Origin of the sequence: Sulfitobacter sp. (genome assembly GCF_036960155.1) — a bacterium.
Taxonomy (GTDB): domain Bacteria; phylum Pseudomonadota; class Alphaproteobacteria; order Rhodobacterales; family Rhodobacteraceae; genus Sulfitobacter.
In genome coordinates this window covers 1-20,935 of the sequence record NZ_JBALWB010000016.1, presented here as the reverse complement: position 1 = coordinate 20,935, position 20,935 = coordinate 1, and the positions used below count along the sequence as shown (strand labels likewise).

The window sequence follows — 20,935 nt, the reverse complement described above, 5'->3', positions numbered from 1 at the left end:
ATGGTTATCAGGGGGCGGCGTAACGCAATACTGACCCGAACCGGACCTTCGGCACGGTCTGGGTCATGGTCTGCAGTGCGAACTTTTCTGACCTTCGCCGCGCTGCGAGCGAACGGCCACTTTCCAGCATTTAGCTACTTTGTGCTCAAACACTCTGCCAACAGGTCAAATGCCAGTCGAATCCTGAGGTTTGTCTTCAATTCCCGATGCGCGACGAGCCAAGATTCTATCTCTATGGGTTCAAAATTCGGATAGGGGTTTTCAAGCTCGGGATAGGCGGTGCCGATGTCGACTGGCAGAATGCCAATACCCAGCCCCTTGCGCATCAGTTCCAACGACATGGTCACGCTTGCCGTGGATAAGTTGAAATTTGCCACCGTCAAATTGAGACCGCGCGAGGCCATGAGTCCAAGCATACGTTCAGGATATTCAAAGCCGACAAACTGCATCTTGGAAAAATCCGAGGGATGCGAAGGACGACCGACGGCATCAAGGTATTCTGATGATGCAAAAAGATGGCCAGTCGTGTCCCGTACGCGTCTAGCGAAAAGGTTTTTGTCCTGAGGGCGGGCGTGCCGGATCGCAATATCCGCTTCACGCCGCCGCAGGTCGCTCATTTCATTGGAAGCTATGATTTCAATCTGAAGGCCTGGCGCTGCCGCTTGAAGTTTCTTGAGTATTTTCGGGAGGAAAAAGGTTGCCATTCCATTTGTGCAGGCAATAGCCACATGCCCAGTCACCGCTTCGGATTGGCCTGTGGCCGCGATGGAAATACGATTTGCGGCCTCACCCATGCTTCGGAAATGCTCAAGCAACTGCGTCCCCGCCTGGGTAAGCAACAGCGCGCGTGAGGTCCTTTCGAACAGTGTCACACCAAGCTTTTCTTCGAGGTTAGCAACTTGTCGACTAAGTGTGGGCTGGGTTAGCCCAAGCGCACGAGCCGCTGCAGAAAGCGACCCTTCTTCAGCAGTGGCAAGAAACGCCCGCGCCTGGTTCCAGTCAAAAGCTGATCTTTTCCACTCCATTATTTGTGTATAGCAGAACTGCAAAAATATGCAATTTTGTAGAAATGCCAAACCAGCTAGACGAATGTGAACAAAGCACATCAATCATGGAAGTTGGTTAACATGCATATCCGCAATCGATCCGTCGACGCGTCGGTTGACCCAACAAGACAGCAGACAATTCCTATGACCAACTACCAATTTGGCTCATGGCGGGTCGCGATCAGTCGGCAACTGAGGACCAAAGAGTACCAAGCCAGCACCGCATGCTGGGCGCATCGACCGGGTGGATTGGAGCACATGACTGAAACCGCTGCTGTAACAGAAAATCAGGGGGTCGACTCATGAAGGTTCTCAGCAAATCGGAATGGACGATCCTGACCTTGATCCTTGTGTACTCGTTCATACCGACCTTTGGAGGTTTGTTCCGCGTGCTCGAATTCGTAGGTGGACCCGCGATCGCACCCGATAACCCGCGGGCGTCAGCAACACCCTTCCCCATCGTCCTGCACATTCTGAGCAGTTTCATGTTTTGTCTTCTCGGCGCAATTCAGTTCCTGCCAAGCATCAGGCGGCAGCATCCTGCAGCACACCGTGCGTTTGGTCGAATTGTCGCTATGGCAGGTTGTCTTTCTGCGGGAAGTGGATTGTGGATGACTCATTTCTACAGCTTTCCAATTAGTCTTCAGGGGAACTTGCTGTATTGGGCGCGGATCATCCTCGGTTTTCTGATGATTTGCTTTATAGTTTGGTCCGTTATTGCGGTCAGGTTTCGGAATGTGTTTCAGCACAGCGCCTACATGTTGCGCGCCTATGCGATAGGCCAAGGCGCGTCCACGCAGACGTTCATCGGCATTGGGTGGATGATCTTTTTTGAGACAGAGATGACAGGGCCGCTGCGCGACGCCACGATGGTGTTCGCATGGGCGCTCAATCTATTGATTGCCGAAGTGTTGATTTGGGCGATTTTGGCCCCAAAACGGCAGTCAGTGGTAAGAGTTTTGAGCGAGAACCCATCTGGTGTAGGGCAATAAGATGACCAGCTATGGGCGTAATGTAGCAGCAATTACGAACTTGGGCCGTTTTGGAGAAAAACGGCAAAGTGGGCTCCAAGCTGCCATTCGCTGCGGGCGCGACAGGGTTAGGTTGAAAAAGAGGGAGCTGACATTCGCTCGAAACAATAAGCAGCTTTCTTTCTGCTCCGCCCTGAGTCCGCTTTGAAACCACAGCCGAGACTCGTCATTCATGAAATCTACGGCATCCAGCACAAAGAGCGGAAAGTTTGAAATCGCAGCAAGGCAGCAAGTAGGGGCCAACACCACGACGATGTCACGAGCCGACAATTGTACAGCCTTAAAATTGGGTTTCTCTCTGCACTGCCGCATGACCGCACGATACCCCAAAGCAGCAGTTGCAAACCACTAAGATAAAAGTGCAAGTCACCGAAAGTTCCCCTTAGTATAAGGGCTTGATCAGTTTAATAGTCCTTCTTTCAACCTGACAGCAACCCTAGAAACCATCAAGTTGTAAGTCTGTACTTCAGTTGTGCCGGTACCCCAAAATGGCCTGGTATCCAATCCTACAAAGACCCGTTTTTGCGAGACCAGTATGGTGCTTTTCTGAGCGTCGATGACGTCAACATAAACAGTAACACTCGCATTAGTGTCGTAAGCCGTTTGTTGTCCGGATTTCGGAAGATACATACTGTCGATTGTGACTTGCACGATCACGGGTCTGGTGCCGGTTTCAGAGGCTGGGATCAATGCGGATTCCAGCACCCGTGTGTAATCGGAAACGATCTTGCTTTTGGTAAGACCATATCCCTTGGGCGGAAGTTTTTCTTCGATGGGGACATCTGTCCAAGGGACGACCCCTCTCGCCCGGGTTCGACGATAACGCTGACCTTCTGGACCCAGAGATCGCTGCCGGAGGGCTTGAGAGTTGAATCAGCCGTTGTGTCGCAAGCCGTCAAAACCATGGGTAAGGCCAGCGAACAAACAACAAGCTGAAACGCCCTGAGAGACCTTTTTAGCATAGTGCAAAGACGGGAGTGATATGAAGTGATAGCCAAGACAAAGGCCTTTCGATGGCCGGCGCTGTAACGGATTTCATATGTCGAATACCGGACAGCGCAGGTTTCAGGAGGCTGGACCAAACCAGATATTAATCTGCTTTGTGCCGGATGCGGTTTTTGTAACCGCTACGGCCCCGGTTCGACTGCCCGTCGCAACATTGGTTCTTTTGGTCTTTTTGAAATCGGCCCACTCCTCTTTGAAATCTGTGCACTTGATCAGAAACGGACTTTCCTCATCGGCGGGTGCGATGTAATTGCCGGAACAGCTAGTCGATGCGTGTTTGCTTTTGGTAAAAGAAAGGTGGACCGCGTGGCCAACGCGATTGACCGCGTCAAAGACACCGGGACCGCGAGCTGCCGTCATGACCGTGGTTTTCCAGCCATTGTTGCAGCGCAGGGAAAATTTTTCAGGACCCGTTGACCTGCCTGAGCAGCTGATTGTTGACCCTGACAGCCGCAATGTGCTCTCTGGTCTTTTGGATGGGTCGGCAGGGCCGGCCAGCACTTTCCCCGAAGCGTCGATGACCGCCACCGGTTGAATAATGGAAGATTGGACGACAACAGTGTCGACAATAGCTTCGCCGCCAATGGCGAACGGCGCCACCACGAGACCCACCGCGACGTCACATCCTTGCAATGCACTTAGCCCAATAAGTGCGGCTGCAAAGCGAAAGGTGGTTTTTTTGTGAAATTTCGAGGTATCGGGAATGATTTACTTGATTTTTGGTTCATTTGGAAATTTACAAAACTATTTGCGTGATGAACTTAACCTGTTCTCAAGAACGGTACAGAATTTTGTTCCACGCTTCTAGTAAGCATTATGATATTGAAGCCGAGATCAAACTCTCTACTCTAAGTTCATTAGTGCGAGGCCTTACGACGGCTTGGTCCGCATTGCAGATCTAATACCTCAAAATACTGCGGCAACGTATCAATGTCTGCTTCGGAGAAACTGCGCCGCAGCGCGCGGGGTCAAGGCGAACGGTAGTTTTGGGGCATTCGCGCGACATTGCAAAGTACACTTTCTGCGCATAGCTGCCGTTGGTGCGGCGCACAGAGAAAGTCCGCAATCCGCCCTCATGTCTCGTTTGCCGCGCAGACGATTTTAAGGTTGCCGCCGTATACCAGGAAGAGGATTGAGGAGCGCTACACTGAAATTCAGATGGCTGCCTTTGACCGTCAGCGTCTGAACGGGTTCCATCCGGACAATGTAAGGACGCCAGAGCCACAGCTCCATTTCTTCGTCGCTGCGTCGGAGATGCTTAACCCGCTCAGGAGGTTGATTTTTGGATTAATCGCAATGCACTCAATAATGCGTGCCGCAACAACCACGCCTCGCTCTGTGAACAAAAATTCCACTATCGTTCCTCATAGCAGCGCAGACCAGCAAGCCAAGCGTTTGCGCATCTTGTGCTGTCGGGGCCCGCACAGTGCGGTGCCTTTCTACGGTCAAGATGCTCGTAAAGGTGATCCAATGCTCGAGAAGAGAAGGCGCTCAGCGTTACGGTCTTAAAATCCTGGATTGAAGCGTGATCCGTAACACGGGCGGCGGCTAACAATCTATCAAGCCAGTAACGCTCGAACGGAGGCGCATCGGATAGCGCGATGCGGCCACCCAGGGCCCTGGCAGTTGCTCTGCAAACTCTGTCACGTCGGGGGCTGTATCCAGAGCGCGACGTGGGATGTTGTGTGCCACGGCGCTGGCTGGTGAACCCGCATGCTCTGGCCATTCAGGCACCAGCTGGATCAAGCTATGATAGGTCTGGACCTTAAGATTGCGGTCAATCCAGCTGAGGCCGACTTCAATGGGCCAGCTGTCCGGAGCGAGGCTGCTTGCCTCAAAATCAAGAAGTGCGACGCTGAGAAAGGGGATGTCTGGCATGATGTTACTCACTCTTCCAACTCGAAGGTAAAGGGCGCGAGGTCATTGACCAAATCTATCTGTCCAGGATAGCCAATCGAAATGTTGGTCAGCGACGTCGGGCCAACGCTGAATGTGACACGATGATGTGTGTGTCCGTACAACCACCATTCGGGTCGATGTTTTAGGATCAACGTTTCGAGATCCGAGGCGTAAACAAGGTCCCATGGCGGGCGTGCCATCCGACGCCTTGAGATGGGGTGCATGATGCGTGATCACCGTCGTCTCGCCGTCAAATTTTTCCTAGAGGAGTTCTTCCAGCCATTGACGGTGCTCCACATGAATTTGCGCGGTTTGCATCAGCGTGAGGTTCTTGTAACCCGTTTTGGCGACCCGAATGTAGTGATAGTCATTCATGTGGTTAGCAGCGCGCTGAAGGTTTGCGGGTTTATCGCCAAAGATCTGAAAATCTGTCCACAGTGTGCAGCTCAGGAAGCGATGTCGCCCGAAGAAACATTCGGATTTTGGAGAAATGCGGCGCCATGGGCGGCAGCCACATCCTGCACCTTGTCTTCTCGATCAATGTTCCCGTCTTAGTAGTTGTGGTTTCGAGGCAGCGCAAAGATCTGAGCGTTCGGAAATTGCTCGGCCACCCATGGTAAACAACGTGCCCACCTCTTGTGTCCCTTGTTGCTCAGGTCGCCTGCAAGCACGCAGTGGGTGACAGCGTGGCGCTGTTCTTCAGGAACTTTCTCGAATGGGTCCACCCCATCTTCAAGGTAGAAATCAAGATGTAGATCGGCGAGGGTTAAGAGATTCATGATTTTTGTCCGCAAGTTAGGTGACGTAGAACGGGTTTTAGACGTCGCAAGACGGATTTAGATTTGTGGCGTCTAAATCTAAGTTTTTGTTTTTATTGGCGTGAGGTGTCGGTCAGAATGTACTTTCGATGTCGGACGTCAATGAATGTGAGACACACCATAACACGACCATTCTGTAAGGTTTTTTGCCCTATCGACCCAGATCAGATGACCACTGACAGTTCCGCTGTCGGTGGTCATCTATATTTATCAGTGTCTTACGGAATATTGAGCATTTTGGTGATGAAACCAATTCCTATTTAGCGGTGTTCGACGCGGCCACTTGAATTTCGGCTCAGTTTGTTCCTTAAATGTTCCCGCGGACTCCAGAGCCTTTCAGGCATAATTGCTAAACCACAACGGTTCTGGCCCTTGGCGCGGTCCACTTTGGCCTGTGCTTTGAAAGGATGTCACCATGACGCTCTCGATGACGCGCATTGTCCCGAACGAAGAGCATACGCAGAAATAAAACACTTGTTGACCAAAGTACCCTCAATATATTTCCCGTTAGAGAAAACGACGACCGCAAGGCTGACTCCACTGACAAGCCAGTGCTGAGCTATATGGAACGTAACCGCATCAATGTTCGCGCCAATCGATTTTGGAAGGTCCCATCCTGCTGCCGTTGGACTCTCGCATTTGAAGTGAGTGGAATTTGAACGGTTGGAACCTTTGTTGCGAGGAATGCAGATCTTTCTCACCAATAACACGGATTGGGCAGATGAATTCGCTGCAAAATTGCATGAAGAGATGCCTTGGATGATCTCGCAAGACGTATGGTCGTAAAAGAAGGTTGTGGGCCTCCCCTTTGAAGTAGCCCGACCCTATAGTTAGGAATACGGAAGGCCAACGATGGCCATAAAGAGATCCAAGCTGAAGAGAGTGTTGTGAAGTTACGGCAGGACGAAGTTCTGCTGGGGACCCTAAAATAACTACCAAACGATTCGAATATTTGGATGCCGCACTTTACGCATGCTGATCCAATACTATTGGATGCAGTAATGTTGTTTCGTGATCCAAAACAATGGTTCCCGCCACAGTTGAGAATTGCCCTATTTGCGCCTTAAAGATGCCAAGTTGCAGACAAATTCGGAAGACCTCGTATTAACTATACTTCAATTGAAGACATCTTCCGATCTGGAATGCGGTGGGCTGCTACCTGTCGCTATCAAAAAAACAGATATTGTTTAACCGCTAATTCAACCGCTTACTGCGTTATTTTTCTAATTTTGGGGATTAAAATTATGCCAACAACGGGCAATGACATACTCACCGGCAATATGACTGCTGATTTTATCGACCTGATGGCAGGCGATGATGTCTACTCTGCTTTGGGGGGATCAGATCGCGTAACTGGTGGGGAAGGCAATGACCTTATCGACGGTGTCTGTGGCAACGATTCAATTACCGGCGACGAAGGAAACGATACATTGCTCGGCGGCAATGGGCGCGACACATTGTGGGGCGGATTAGACGCGGACGTTTTGAATGGCGGTAACCAAGAGGACTTGTTGTTCGGCGGTGAAGGGAATGACCTGCTGATTGGCGAAACTGGTGAAGACACGCTGCATGGCGGCGATGGCAATGACACACTGGATGGAGGCAAAGAAAACGATCTTATGTCCGGTGGCTCTGGGGCAGATACGTATATTTTTGCGTCGGGGTCAGGTCAGGACACGATCACCGATTTCACCCAAGGCGAAGACAAGCTGGACGTGTCGATCATGAACATCTGGAGCCTGTCCCAGATGGGCCTACAAGCCGACGGTTCGGGTGTGCGTATCTCCTTTAAAGATGGCAACTATGTATTGCTAGAAAACATGGCACTCACAGATATTGATGAAAGTGATTTTGTACTGGCCGACGCGCCCGTCATTACCGTTTCTGAAGGTAGCGACACAATCGTGGGCAGCGATGCTGCGGACGAAATTATCGCAGGCGGAGGGAGCGACAGTATCAAAGGCGGGGCTGGCTCTGACACTCTAGACGGTGGAACGGGCAAAGACACCATCGACGGTGGTGACGGCGAAGACCTGATCATGGGCGGTTCCGGCGCTGACAAGTTGTTGGGTGGCAAAGATTCTGATGTCATCTACGGCGGCTCAGACAACGACCTTATCAATGGTGGTACGGGCGATGATTATCTCGACGGCGGAAACGCAAACGATCGGATCTATGGCGCCGACGGCAACGACACGATGATCGGCGAACATGGCAACGACAAACTCTATGGCGGCAACGGGGCTGATCTGATCCTTGGCGGTGCAGGAAAGGACATCATCTACGGCGACAACAACAACGACACCATCGATGGTGGCTGGGGTGATGACAGAATGCTAGGCGGGGCAGGGGCCGACGTCTTTATCTTTGATGATCGGAGCCGTGCCGACCAGATTGAGGATTTTGAGGATGGTGTCGATTTACTTGATTTTACCAGCTTTGGATTTGGGTTTGGAATGGGGGATATGATCATAACACAAATCGGTAGTGACTTGGAAATCCGGACCAGCACACGCGATGCGGTTACACTCCAGAACTTCGATGAGGTTGATCTGGACAATAGTGACTTTATCTTTGAAGACGTTTTGGCGCTTGTTTAACCTGTACTCAGCAACGCGAAGGCGATAGCGCTTAGGCGAGCGCTACCGCCCTAACTCCCCAAGGGGGGGCAGGGTGAAATCGTGGTCCGGTGATACTGTGCGCCTGGTTTCTAGGGGCGCCCTCATGGCAGCACACAGCGCTAGGTCTATGGCGTCCAAATCGGCCTTCACTACAACCTTGCGCTGGCCCGCTAATTCACCTGTTTCTTGATAGGTCCGAATACCGAGTGTTCCATGTCCTTTTATACCGCAGCGGGTTTCACAAGTTTTGGTGCGTTTGGCACATAAGGCCGCAATTGCACTGATGTCCGGTTTCCACCTCATGCTGGCGAAAGAGGCCGACATCGCATCCCACTTCCTTGTGAATGTCGGCGTCTCTAAGCGAAGGTTAAGAACGGTTCCATTCGCGGTCACCGTTTACGTCTTTAACACGCGTGGGCAGCCCGATGGTATCGAGCAATGTAAACAGTGGCTTCGGGTCCAACTCTTCGACATTCAGCATGGTGCCGCTGTCATAACTGCCGTCAGCGATCAACATCGCCATAGCAACTGGGGGAACGCCCGCAGTATAGGAGATACCCTGGCTGCCGACTTCATTGTACGCGTCCTTATGATCGGCAACATTGTAGACAAAGACTTCGACCTCTTTGCCGTCTTTGATGCCCTTCACCAGATCGCCTATGCAAGTTTTGCCAGTGTAATTGGGTGCGAGGCTGGATGGATCGGGCAGGACGGCCTTCACCAATTTGAGCGGTACAACCTCGAGCCCCTCGGCGGTCGTCACTGGCTGCTCAGACAAAAGGCCGAGGTTTTGAAGAACAGTAAACACGTTGATGTAGTGGTCGCCAAAACCCATCCAGAACCGAATGTCGGCCTCAGGATAGTTGGCAGCAAGCGAATGCACTTCGTCGTGGCCCGACATATAGGCCTTTTGCTTGCCGACGACGGGCAAGTCCCATTCCCGACCAACCTCGAACATCTTGTTTTTTTGCCATACGCCTTGCTGCCAGCTGTAGACTGTGCCGGTAAACTCGCGGAAGTTGATTTCAGGATCGAAATTGGTCGAGAAATACTTGCCGTGGCTGCCTGCGTTGATGTCGACGATATCGATCGATGTGACCTCGTCCATGAATTCATCCACTGCAAACCTGGCGAAAGCGTTCACCATGCCGGGATCAAAACCGGCACCCAAGATCGCCGTCACGCCCGCGGCGGCGCAATCGTCGCGGCGCGTCCATTCGTAGTTGCCATACCATGGCGGGGTTTCGCAGATTTTGGTTGGGTCTTCGTGGATCGCTGTGTCGATATAGGCGGTACCAGTCTGGATGCAGGCTTCAAGCACGGTCATGTTCACAAAAGGGGAGCCGACGTTGATAACGATCTGCGTGGCTGTTGATTTGATCAATGAAGCGACGGCGCCTGTGTCCATCCCGTCAACCGCATGGGATTGGAAAACCCCGTCTTGTTTCATCGCGTTCTTCTCATGCACGCTGGCGATAATCGCGTCGCACTTTGCTATGGTACGACTTGCGATATGCAGGTCGCCCAGAACATCGTTATTTTGAGCGCATTTATGCGCGACGACTTGTGCGACACCACCGGCGCCAATGATAAGAACATTACGTTTCATGTATCCAAGAGACCTCTAATATTTGTGAGTTATGACAATGCCGCAGCAAAGTCGTTGTAGTCGAAATCACGCACCATGCGAGTGCTTCCATCCAGTTCACGGATAGCGATGCTTGGCATCTTCACCCCGTTGAACCAGTTCTTCTTGACCATTGTGTAACCTGCGGCATCCTGAAACGAAAGCCGGTCACCTGCCCTGAGCGGAGCGTCAAATCGGAACTCGCCAAAGATATCGCCAGCAAGGCAAGACTTTCCGCAGATCATCCATTCCTCAGCGCCCGTATTCGGCAAAATTTTTGCAGGCTCGCGGTAGATCAGCAAGTCGAGCATATGCGCCTCGATAGAGCTATCAACAATCGCGAGGTTCTTGCCGTTGTGCATCGTGTCGAGCACAGTGACCTCAAGCGTCGCGGCGCCAGTAATCGCCGCCTCTCCGGGTTCAAGGTAGACCTGAACGCCAAAACGCGCAGCAAATGCCTTGAGGCGCGCGGCGAAACGTTCGAGCGGATAATCCTCGCCTGTAAAATAAATCCCACCGCCCAAACTGATCCAATCCATTTTGTGGATCACCGTGCCAAAACGATCTTCGATTAAGGTCAACATCTCATCGAAACGTTCAAAGCTGTCATTTTCGCAGTTGTTGTGGAACATCAAGCCGCTGATTTGATGCGCGACAGCATCAATCGCAGCGGGGTCATGTTCGCCAAGCCGACTAAATGGGCGCGCCGGATCGGCAAGATCGAAATCCGAGGTCGAAACACCCGGATTGACCCGCAAGCCGCGAATTTGACCTTCAGATTTTTCCGTAAACTTGGTCAACTGGCCAATAGAGTTAAAAATTATCTTGTCGGAACACGCCAAAACCTGATCAATTTCATGATCTGCATAAGCCACAGAATACGCATGGGTTTCACCCGAGAATTTCTCGTGACCCAAGCGGACCTCGAACAAGGATGATGATGTTGACCCGTCCATGTATTCAGCCATGAAATCAAAGACCGACCACGTGGCAAAGCACTTGAGCGCCAGCAAGCATTTAACCCCTGATGCGTCACGCAGCCATGCTATTTTCTCGAGATTGGGAAGCAAGCGGGACTTATCGATGAGGTAGAATGGCGTTTGCAAGGCGTGAGCTTTCTTTAGGGCCAATGTCGAGAGACAACATTAGCATCATTCCGGGACGTTTTGGGCACTCAAATGACGACAACATCTAGTGGCGGAAAACCGTTAAAGCAGACGGATGAATAAGTAGACGTGTATGCGCCCGTATTGCGGATCAACACCCGATCACCCGACTTGAGCGAGAGCGGGAAGGAGACGGGGCGCTTTTCATACAAAATATCTGCGCTGTCACACGTTGGGCCAGCCAGAATGCAAGGGCCCATCGGTTCGGAATCGCGCGCAGTCTGGAATGGGTAGCGAATGGCTTCGCCTTCCGTCTCGGCAAGGCCAGAAAAACGGCCAATATCCAAATAGACCCACCGATGCAGGTCACGTTCAGATTTACGGCTTACCAGCATGACCTCTGCCACGATAACGCCAGCTTCAGCGACCATGCCACGTCCCGGCTCAGCCATCAGTGTCTCAACGTTCGGGAACCGCGCCTCGACCATTGCGATGACCTCGGCGGCGTAATCTGTTGGTGCCTGGATTTCTTCGCCGTAAAATGCCGGAAAACCACCTCCGATGTTCAGCATTGACAGGTCATGGCCTGCGTCAATTGCTGTTTGCCAAATCTGGGACACGGCATCCAACGTTGGCGTCCACATGTCCGCGCGCCGTGTCTGAGATCCGACATGAAATGAAAACCCGACAGGTTTCAAACCCAAAGAAACTGCCATATCGAGCAGGCGCAAGGCTGTGTCGCGATCGCAACCAAACTTGCGTGACAGTGGCCAGTCAGCCTCAGATACCTCAACAATCAAACGGATATAAACCGATGCACCCGGTGCATTGATTGCGATCTTCTCAAGCTCTTCCGCGGCGTCCGCTGCGAAAACTTTTATGCCTTCGCCCCAAGCCCAAGCAATGTCAGAAGATCGCTTAATTGTGTTCCCAAAAGAGATGTTCTCTGGGCGCGCACCTTTTGCCAAGCACAGAGCGATTTCAGCCTTTGATGCGGCATCAAAATGAGACCCCAGATCGACCAGACGTGCAATGATTGCACTGGCGGGGTTAGCCTTCACGGCATAATGGATGTCTGCCCGACCGAGCCCGGCCTTCAACGCCTGAAATTGTGTGGAAACGCGATCAAGGTCGATCACAAGCGTTGGCTTGTCAAAGTCGCGGGCCGCGACATACTCGTCCAATTTAGCCGCATTCGAAACGGGAGTAGCCGCCGTAAGCGGCGTGAAGTGTACAGTCATTGGTCATCTCCAGTAGACTCGGCCATAATGGGTTTCCCCACGCGAGACCGCTCAGTTCCAAGGGAGACGTTACCGTCGCTACGTAAACACGTGTGCGTTGACTTTCACCGGCCAGAGGCGCGTGCGTTGGCGTCTATAGGCGTCATTTGCGCTCACTTTGGATTCGTTTCAAGTAGGAAAATGCGATGGCTTGACACTTTTTTTGGCGATCAGCAAAGAAACGACTATCAGATGATATTGAGGTTCATCAAACGATGGTATCGTTCACTAATACGAGTGAGTGATCATCCATAGCGTGGTCTGCCTTTTTGACGGACAGAATGCGCTCAAACGTCAATGAAAGTATCGCTTTCGCTCACAGATCAAATCATAAGTCGTGCCATTCGTCGCGGGAATATACATTCAGAAGTTGCTGCGACCTTAAAACGACAAATTCCCGTTTGGGGTCATTAGATTAATAGGCATCGGGTTCTCGAGCGGTATTCGACGATGGACGCTGATGGACAAGATGCTCGTTCGCAAGATTTCACGGCGGGCTGGGCCGTCTCGCAATACCATCAGGAAATACCTTCGGGCTGACAGGGTAGAGTCCAGTTTTGGGATGCTGACACGACCAAGAAAATTAGAGCCGTACGCGGAGACCTTCGGGACTCACAGTTTGCGCCTATGCTGCTACTCCGCCCACCGGGTGTCGGTAAGTCTTACTGGGCTAGGCGGCTGGAACAATAATTCGAAGTGGCAACAACTGTCGTAGAGGCTGCCAGCGAACCTGAAACCTTTGCTTTCATCAGTTCACAGCGCGGCTTAGGAGGCGCTGCACCTGGAAAAGTTATGGACACCACCCTAAGAGAGAAATGCGCCAACTCGATCATCTTCGTCGTCGAGGTGGCAATAGCGGAGAAAGTTAGTTCTGAGAAAGGGCTGGGTTCAGTCTGACTGATGGGCCTTGCCTTGCTCGAAGGGATGACAGGCTGTCCGCTACTACCGCGTTCAGTCTTGTCTTTCATGGGTGGGCCGAGCCTGAGGGCAATCAAGCGGATGATTGAATGCACAGAAATCGCGTCGTCTCACTCACTATTGCTATGAAGGCTCAGGAGGCCCTCTTTTTTAATATTCTGCCAAGTGGGCAGTATGGCAGCATGTCGAAAACTGCCGCCGTCACGAAGGGTGGGTTTGTTGAGGAAATTCAATTTTCTGATTTGACCAATGAGGCTTCTACCGTATCGAGAGACCCGCTTTTTGTGCCGAGAAGGCTCAGTCAGATTGCTCCTGTGCCGCTTCTTAACCAGCTTATTGTGCCTTACGAATGATCACATCTGTCCCATTGGTAAGATAGGTTTTTGCTGGAAACTGCGATATATGAAGTATGGTGCATTCCGATACTCTGGGTGGAAAGCGGATGTTCGTGGCGCATGCGTATTTGCGCGCACCGCCGTCGAAAGAAGCCATCGGTTTAGGCTTTTTCGCTCGCTTGAACATTATTTCGCTTGATCATTATCATGTCTGGTCCCCACGATGTGTGGCTACCCGTAGCCGAAATTTCCGCCAAAGAAGCAAAAGCGTTGTTTCAAGGGATCACGGGAAGGTGTTAGACACGACGCATATATAGCAACTTAGAGATTTATATCTAAGTTGAAAACGCCCGTGTACCGAGATGGGCATCGGGCTTTCGGGAGTGTCTGTATTGCGAACGCCGAAAGGAATGTCACGATGACCGAGGTGGCTTTTGCGCGAGGGGTGGCTGCGCATGGCGCGGGCGCTCTGGATCAAGCTGAACGCAGCTACCGTGATGTTTTGGCGGGCGATCCCAGACATGCGGGTGCGCTGACGAACCTTGGGCGTTTGGCACGCGGGCGTGGAAATCTTGCTGAAGCGATTTCGTTGTACGAGGCTGCGACGGAGTTTGGCGATGCGCCGGCGGAGACGCATTTCAATTTGGGCTGTGCGCTTTGGGACAATGCGGACCAGTCGGATCGCATCGACCGCGCCGTGGAGTCTTTTGACCAAGCGATCATGCAGCGACCAGACTTTCGCGAAGCATGGGTCAAACGTGCGCAGGCAGTCGCCGAAGGGGGTGACCTTCAGGCAAGTTTTGCCGCGTGGCGTGCCGCAGCTGACGCCCTGCCAGAGGACGCAGCACTGGCGTTGGAGGCCGGAAAGGCAGCCTGGGACAAGGGCCTCCCGGATTTAGCCGTACCTCTGCTCAAACGCGCGGCGCGTGATCCCGCGCTGCGCAATGAGGCAGAGACACGGCTGGCTTCGGCACTGATGGATTTGAAAGACGGTGAAGGTGCTGTGGGTTTGCTCAAGGCGATCACCGGACGCTCTCCGAATTCCGCGACGGCGCACCACAATTTGGGTGTCGCGTATCGCAAGACCCACCACTACTTGAAGGCCGTGGCCTGCTTTGACCGTGCAGATGAATTGGACCCCTCAGAGACGCTTATCGCGCCAGATCGGGCCAATTGCTTGCTCAACCTCGGTCGCATTGAAGAGGCGCTTGTTGTCTTTCGCGACGTGCTGGCCGACGGGGGGCCGAAGGAAGCGCTCTCAGCCTCTCTCATGGGCAGCTTGTACGATCCGGATGCACAGGCTGACGATATTGCCCAAATCCATGCAGCGGCAATGGCCCATCATATGCAGCCAGATTGGGTGCGACCGACGGGTCAGCGGCCACCCGGACCGCTCAGGGTTGGGTTCCTCAGCGCGGATTTTCAATCCCGTCATCCCGTTGCACTTTTTGTGCAACCACTGCTTGAGCGCCTTGCGGATCACGGGGTCGTAACAACGGTTTATCTCTCGCAAGAAGGCAGCGATGCGACGGCAAAGCGGCTGCTGCGTACCAGTGAGACGCGTTCGGTCAAGATGCTTGACGATGCTGCAGCGGCGCAGCTGATTGCTGGTGACGCGCTGGATGTGCTTGTTGATCTGTCCGGGCACACCGCAAACAACAGGCCTGGCATCATGGCCTTGCGACCAGCACCTGTGCAGGCCTGTTTCATTGGTTATCCATCAACCACGGGGCATCCCTGCATCGACGTTCTGATCGCCGACGAGGTGCTAATCCCGCCCGTACACAACGACGTATACTCTGAGACAATAGCGCGGCTTCCCCATAGCTTTCTGTGCTATGATCCGCCCACCGAAATGCCGCAGCCCGCTTTTCCGGCACCGGGCGAACGTGTGCGATTTGGATCGTTAAACCATCTGCCAAAGCTAAATGGGCAAGTCATTGATGTGTGGGCCCGTATCTTGGCAGCGGCACCCGACACCGATCTGATCCTCAAATGCGGCGCATTTTCTGAAACCGAAATCCAGACTGAGGTTGCAGGCAAATTCAAGGCAAAGGGCATTGACCCCGCACGGCTCATTCTGGAAGGGCCGGAGGATTTCGCCCCGGCGATGCGCACCTATCATCGCATTGATATTGCACTTGATCCCTTTCCCTATGCGGGCGGCACAACCACGTGTCAGGCGCTCTATATGGGCACACCTGTTGTCACTTTGGCAGGGGATCGGTTTTCTGCGCGTATGGGGGCGAGCGTTTTGACGGCGGCCAATCATCCTGAGTGGATCGCGCAGGACAAGGATGCCTATGTCGAGATTGCCGTGCAACTGGCCGCTGATCCGGTCGCCTTGCGCGCGACGCGCCGTGCCCTCGCTGAGCACATAAACCAAACCCCGCTGTGTGATATCGCGCAGTATACGGCGGATGTTGCGATGCTCTTGCACCAGATCGCTGGCGTTGACCCTATGTCGATGCCTGCTGTTCATTCTGCAGCGTCTTTCGTAGATGTGGATCCGTTGATCATTGCCCCGCAAGAACAACCTGTTGCACCAAATGCGCAAAACCCGCGCCTGTTTAAGGAATCTGAGATGACCAAGACCAAAGCTGCGCCTTCAGGTGTTGATACGTCCGGGGCCGCTGAACCGTTGATGGATATCACCACATCCCGGCAGTTCACGTCTTTTCTTTCAGAGGCAAACGCGGCGCTCGCCATTTCCACCTATCAGGCAGGAATGGTCTTGATGATCGGCACCGATCCCGAGACGGGAAAGCTCTGGGTCTTCAACCGCCACGTCGAACGCCCCATGGGCATCGCATGTGACGACAGCAGGCTGGCGGTTGCAGCGCTGACGCAGATCATCACCTTTGTTGATGGCCATCATGGCACGCCGACCGCGGGTCAGGACCCAGTCTATGTGCCGCAGCTGGCGCATTACACTGGTGATCTGGATGTCCACGACATTGCCTTTGACGCCGATGGGTCGGTTGTGTTTGTGAATACACTGTTTTCTTGCCTTGCGACTGTCAGCCCGACCCATAGCTTTCAGGCCTTGTGGAAACCCGGCTTTATCAGTCGGCTTGCTGCTGAGGATCGTTGCCATTTGAACGGCATGGCGATGCGTGATGGCAGGCCAGCTTTTGTCACGGCGGTCTCAACCTCGGATATTGCGGACGGGTGGCGTGAGCACCGCCGCGACGGTGGTGTTGTGGTCGATGTGGACAGCGGCGAGATCGCGGCGACTGGCCTGTCGATGCCGCATTCACCGCGTTGGCATGACGGCAAGTTGTGGCTGTTGAACGCCGGAACGGGCGAGATCGGCACCATTGATCCTGCAAGTGGCACTTTTACTGCTGTGGCCTTTTGTCCGGGCTATCTGCGGGGTTTGACGTTTCTGGGCCGTTACGCCATCGTCGGTGCGTCCGAGCCGCGCGAGAATAACACATTCGGCGGGCTGGAGCTGCAAGAGCGGCTGGACCGCGAGAACGTCTCACCGCGCTGTGGCGTGTTTGTGATCGATACGGTCACGGGTGATGTGGTGCATTGGTTGCGGATCACTGGCGTGGTGACAGAACTGTTCGACATCGCGGTGATCGCTGACGCCCACAAGCCAAGCCTGATCGGGTTCCGCTCGGACGAGATCCGCAGGGTTGTGTCGATAGACGACACCAAGATCATCGGTTGATGTGGCTAGAGCCGCGGCGGTGAAACGAGGACCGATACACGTCATGCGTGTATCGGATCTTCCATCCTTTTAAACTATCGTTTGAGAGCGAATTATGTCATTGTTAACTAATATAATTCGATTTCTGGCTTCTTTTGACTCGTTGGTTTTTTATTTCTGCGCAGCCCGTTTCTTATGACGATGAAGGCAAGCCTACTCGCGCGACGCGTCCTGCTATTTGTGCAGCACGACTGAGCGGCTTGTTATTTTTTGCGGTTCTGACCCGCTGGCCCACGGGCCTGACGTTCCTCTCCAAAGCGACAGCACTGTAGGGCCTTTGCGCCCCGGACCAATTGCCAGCCTGACCCCTGGCGCAAACAAAGCCCGCGGGTAAAGGATGCCTTTCCATGATCAAAACTGTTTTCTCTCTCTCGTCGCTGGACGGCACTAACGGCTTCCGGATCGACGGAATCGATGCGGGTGACTACAGCGGGCGATCGGTCGCGTCTGCGGGCGATGTAAATGGCGACGGGATCGATGACCTGATCATCGGGGCGTTCGGTGCCGATCCGAACGGCGGCTACAGTGCGGGCGAAAGCTATGTTGTGTTCGGCAGCACGGGGGGCTTCACGTCCAGCCTGTCATTGTCTGCGCTGGACGGCACAAACGGCTTCCGGATCGACGGGATCGATGCGTATGATCAAAACGGACGGTCTGTCTCGTCTGCGGGGGATGTGAACGGCGACGGCGTGGATGACCTGATCATCGGGGCGTCTGGTGGTGATCCGAACGGCGGCTCCTATACGGGCGAAAGCTATGTGGTGTTCGGCAGCACGGGGGGCTTCACCTCCAGCCTGTCGCTGTCTGCGTTGGATGGATCTAACGGGTTCCGGATCGACGGGATCGATTCCGGTGACTATAGCGGGCGCTCGGTCTCCTCTGCCGGAGATGTGAATGGCGACGGCATCGATGACCTGATCATCGGAGCTACCTACGCCGAGGCGGGCGAAAGCTATGTTGTGTTCGGCGACACGGGGGGCTTTAGCTCCAGCTTGTCGCTATCGGCGCTGGATGGCACCAACGGGTTCCGCATCGACGGGATAGATACGACTGACAATAGCGGGTTCTCGGTTTCCTCTGCTGGAGATGTGAACGGCGACGGGATCGATGACCTGATCATCGGAGCAGCCTTCGCCGATCCGAACGGCGCCTCCGTCGCGGGCGAAAGCTATGTTGTGTTCGGCGACGCCGGCGGCTTTACCTCCAGCCTGTCGTTGTCGGCACTGGATGGCACAAACGGCTTCCGGATCGACGGGATCGATGCGAGTGACTACAGCGGATGGTCGGTTTCCTCTGCTGGGGATGTGAACGGCGACGGGATTGATGACCTGATCATCGGGGCGAATCGAGCCGATCCGAACGGCACCTTCAGCGCGGGCGAAAGCTATGTTGTGTTCGGCGACACGGGGGGCTTTACCTCCAGCCTGTCGCTGTCTGCGCTGGACGGCTCAAACGGCTTCCGGATCGACGGGATCGATGCGAATGACTTCAGCGGGTACTCGGTTTCTTCTGCTGGAGATGTGAATGGCGACGGGATAGATGATCTGATCATCGGGGCGTTCGGTGGCGATCCGAACGGCACATCCTCCGGCGAAAGCTTTGTGGTGTTCGGCAGCACGGACGGCTTCACGTCTAGCCTGTCGCTGTCTGCGCTGGATGGCACAAACGGGTTCCGGATCGACGGGATTGACGCGGGTGACCTAAGCGGGCGCTCGGTCTCTGCTGCCGGTGATGTGAACGGCGACGGGATCGATGACCTGATCATCGGGGCGGATCGTGCCGATCCGAACGGTGCATCCCTTGCAGGCGAAAGCTATGTGATCTTTGGCGAGAATGCTGTCGTGGATGCCGCCGATGACGACGTGGCCACGAATGAGGATACGCCGCTGTCTGGCGATGTGTTGGCCGACAATGGCAACGGCTTCGATCGGGACGATTCACCCAACAACCTGATGTCGATCGCTGCGGTGAACGGCGTGGCGGCGAATGTGGGCAGCCAGATCACGCTGGCCTCGGGCGCGCTGGTGACGGTGAACGCTGACGGAACCTTTGACTATGATCCTAACGGCGCGTTCGAGGCGCTGGCCGCTGGTGTCGATGGCACCGACAGCTTTACCTATGCAGTGACGGACGGCAGTTTCGCGCTCACAAACCCCTTCGCCTCCAGCCTATCGCTGTCTGCACTCGACGGCACCAACGGGTTCCGGATCGACGGGATAGATGTGGTTGACAACAGCGGTGTGTCGGTTTCCTCTGCCGGGGATGTGAACGGCGACGGAGTTGATGACCTGATCATCGGAGCCCCTACCGCCGATCCCAACGGCAGCTCCTCCGGCGAAAGCTATGTTGTGTTCGGCGACACGGGAGGCTTCACCGCCAGCTTGTCGCTGTCTGGGCTGGATGGCACCAACGGGTTCCGGATCGACGGGATCGATGCGGATGACCGCAGTGGTTTCTCGGTTTCCTCTGCCGGTGATGTGAATGGCGACGGGATCGATGACCTGATCATCGGGGCAACTGGTGGCGATCCGAACGGCACCTCCAATGCAGGCGAAAGCTATGTTGTGTTCGGCAGCTCGGGGGGCTTTAGCTCCAGCCTGTCGCTGTCCGCGCTGGATGGCACAAACGGCTTCCGGATCGACGGGATCGATGCGGATGACTTTAGCGGGCGATCGGTCTCCTCTGCCGGGGATGTGAACGGCGACGGCATCGATGACCTGATCATCGGGGCATATCGTGCCGATCCGAACGGTACATCCGATGCAGGCGAAAGCTATGTTGTGTTCGGCGGCACCGGGGGCTTTAGCTCCAGCCTGTCGCTGTCTGCGTTGGATGGCACAAACGGGTTCCGGGTTGATGGGATCGATGCGGATGACCGGAGCGGGTTCTCGGTTTCCTCTGCCGGGGATGTGAACGGCGACGGGATCGATGACCTGATCATCGGGGCATATCTTGCTGATCCGAACGGCAGTTTCAGCGCGGGCGAAAGCTATGTTGTGTTCGGCGACACGGGCGGCTTCACGTCGAGCCTGTCGTTGTCAGCGCTGGACGGCACAAACGGCTTCCGGATCGACGGCATCGATGCGAATGACCTAAGCGCGAGTTCGGTTTCCTCTGCCGGAGATGTGAATGGCGACGGGATCGATGACCTGATCATTAGCGCGCGACTTGCTGATCCGATCGGCACCCCCAACGCGGGCGAAAGCTATGTTGTGTTCGGTAGCACGGGGGGCTTTACCTCCAGCCTGTCACTGTCAGCGCTGGATGGCACAAACGGCTTCCGGATTGATGGGATCGATACGAGTGACTTCAGCGGGCGCCCGGTCGCCGCTGCTGGTGATGTGAACGGCGACGGGATCGATGACCTGAGCATCGGGGCGCTCTACGCCGATCCGAACGGCACTTCCGCTGCGGGCGAAAGCTATGTTGTGTTCGGTAGCTCGGGGGGCTTTGGCTCCAGCTTGTCGTTATCGGCTCTGGACGGCACCAACGGCTTCCGGATCGATGGGATCGATGCGGATGACCGGAGCG

General features: G+C 54.3%; 14 protein-coding genes. 6 read left to right on the top strand and 8 right to left on the bottom strand.

What is annotated here, in order from left to right:
- Positions 1-134: 134 nt before the first annotated feature.
- Positions 135-1,106 carry a LysR family transcriptional regulator gene (locus V7775_RS21480; protein ID WP_335754048.1) on the bottom strand — a complete coding sequence of 324 codons (972 nt, stop codon included), beginning with the start codon at positions 1,104-1,106 and terminating at the stop codon, positions 135-137.
- A gap of 242 nt (positions 1,107-1,348) precedes the next feature.
- On the opposite strand from V7775_RS21480, the gene V7775_RS21475 reads away from it, so the two are divergent.
- Positions 1,349-2,038 (top strand): DUF2306 domain-containing protein, encoded by a 690-nt coding sequence (locus V7775_RS21475; RefSeq protein WP_335753982.1) that lies wholly within the window; start codon positions 1,349-1,351, stop codon positions 2,036-2,038.
- Positions 2,039-3,142: 1,104 nt separating this feature from the next.
- Here V7775_RS21475 and V7775_RS21470 read toward each other — a convergent pair.
- The 3 genes from V7775_RS21470 to V7775_RS21460 all read right to left on the bottom strand — a co-directional run bounded on the left by V7775_RS21470 (position 3,143) and on the right by V7775_RS21460 (position 5,181).
- Positions 3,143-3,694 carry a hypothetical protein gene (locus V7775_RS21470; RefSeq protein WP_335753981.1) on the bottom strand — a complete coding sequence of 184 codons (552 nt, stop codon included), beginning with the start codon at positions 3,692-3,694 and terminating at the stop codon, positions 3,143-3,145.
- A gap of 936 nt (positions 3,695-4,630) precedes the next feature.
- Positions 4,631-4,960, bottom strand: coding sequence for a hypothetical protein (locus V7775_RS21465; RefSeq protein ID WP_335753980.1), 330 nt, complete (start codon positions 4,958-4,960; stop codon positions 4,631-4,633).
- Between the two features lie 8 nt (positions 4,961-4,968).
- Positions 4,969-5,181: a hypothetical protein gene (locus V7775_RS21460; protein WP_335753979.1), complete on the bottom strand. Its 213-nt coding sequence runs from the start codon at positions 5,179-5,181 to the stop codon at positions 4,969-4,971.
- A gap of 22 nt (positions 5,182-5,203) precedes the next feature.
- Here V7775_RS21460 and V7775_RS21455 point away from each other — a divergent pair, with 22 nt between their 5' ends.
- Entirely contained in the window at positions 5,204-5,536 is a 333-nt protein-coding gene (locus V7775_RS21455; RefSeq protein ID WP_335753978.1) for a hypothetical protein, read from the top strand.
- Here the strand turns inward: V7775_RS21455 and V7775_RS21450 are convergent.
- A complete protein-coding gene (locus V7775_RS21450; protein ID WP_335753977.1) occupies positions 5,533-5,760 on the bottom strand; it encodes a metallophosphoesterase in 228 nt (75 codons plus the stop codon). The genes V7775_RS21455 and V7775_RS21450 overlap by 4 nt on opposite strands.
- Positions 5,761-7,043: 1,283 nt before the next feature.
- Here V7775_RS21450 and V7775_RS21445 point away from each other — a divergent pair.
- The gene (locus tag V7775_RS21445; protein WP_335753976.1) at positions 7,044-8,399 is read left to right on the top strand and encodes a calcium-binding protein; all 1,356 of its coding nucleotides are present in this window, start codon (positions 7,044-7,046) and stop codon (positions 8,397-8,399) included.
- Positions 8,400-8,787: 388 nt separating this feature from the next.
- Here V7775_RS21445 and V7775_RS21440 read toward each other — a convergent pair whose 3' ends face one another.
- From V7775_RS21440 to V7775_RS21430, 3 genes are all read right to left on the bottom strand, one after another.
- Positions 8,788-10,029 carry a saccharopine dehydrogenase family protein gene (locus tag V7775_RS21440; RefSeq protein WP_335753975.1) on the bottom strand — a complete coding sequence of 414 codons (1,242 nt, stop codon included), beginning with the start codon at positions 10,027-10,029 and terminating at the stop codon, positions 8,788-8,790.
- A gap of 29 nt (positions 10,030-10,058) precedes the next feature.
- On the bottom strand, positions 10,059-11,153 hold the full coding sequence (locus tag V7775_RS21435; RefSeq protein ID WP_335753974.1) for a carboxynorspermidine decarboxylase: 1,095 nt from the start codon (positions 11,151-11,153) through the stop codon (positions 10,059-10,061).
- Positions 11,154-11,221: 68 nt separating this feature from the next.
- Complete coding sequence (locus V7775_RS21430; protein WP_335753973.1) at positions 11,222-12,394, bottom strand: type III PLP-dependent enzyme; 1,173 nt, start codon at positions 12,392-12,394, stop codon at positions 11,222-11,224.
- Between the two features lie 1,046 nt (positions 12,395-13,440).
- Here V7775_RS21430 and V7775_RS21425 point away from each other — a divergent pair.
- The 3 genes from V7775_RS21425 to V7775_RS21415 all read left to right on the top strand — a co-directional run.
- A complete protein-coding gene (locus V7775_RS21425) occupies positions 13,441-13,704 on the top strand; it encodes a hypothetical protein (protein WP_335753972.1) in 264 nt (87 codons plus the stop codon).
- 400 nt (positions 13,705-14,104) lie between these two features.
- Positions 14,105-17,365: a TIGR03032 family protein gene (locus V7775_RS21420; protein ID WP_335753971.1), complete on the top strand. Its 3,261-nt coding sequence runs from the start codon at positions 14,105-14,107 to the stop codon at positions 17,363-17,365.
- 386 nt (positions 17,366-17,751) lie between these two features.
- The coding region (locus V7775_RS21415) for an Ig-like domain-containing protein (RefSeq protein ID WP_335753970.1) at positions 17,752-20,935 on the top strand (3,184 nt) is incomplete at its 3' end.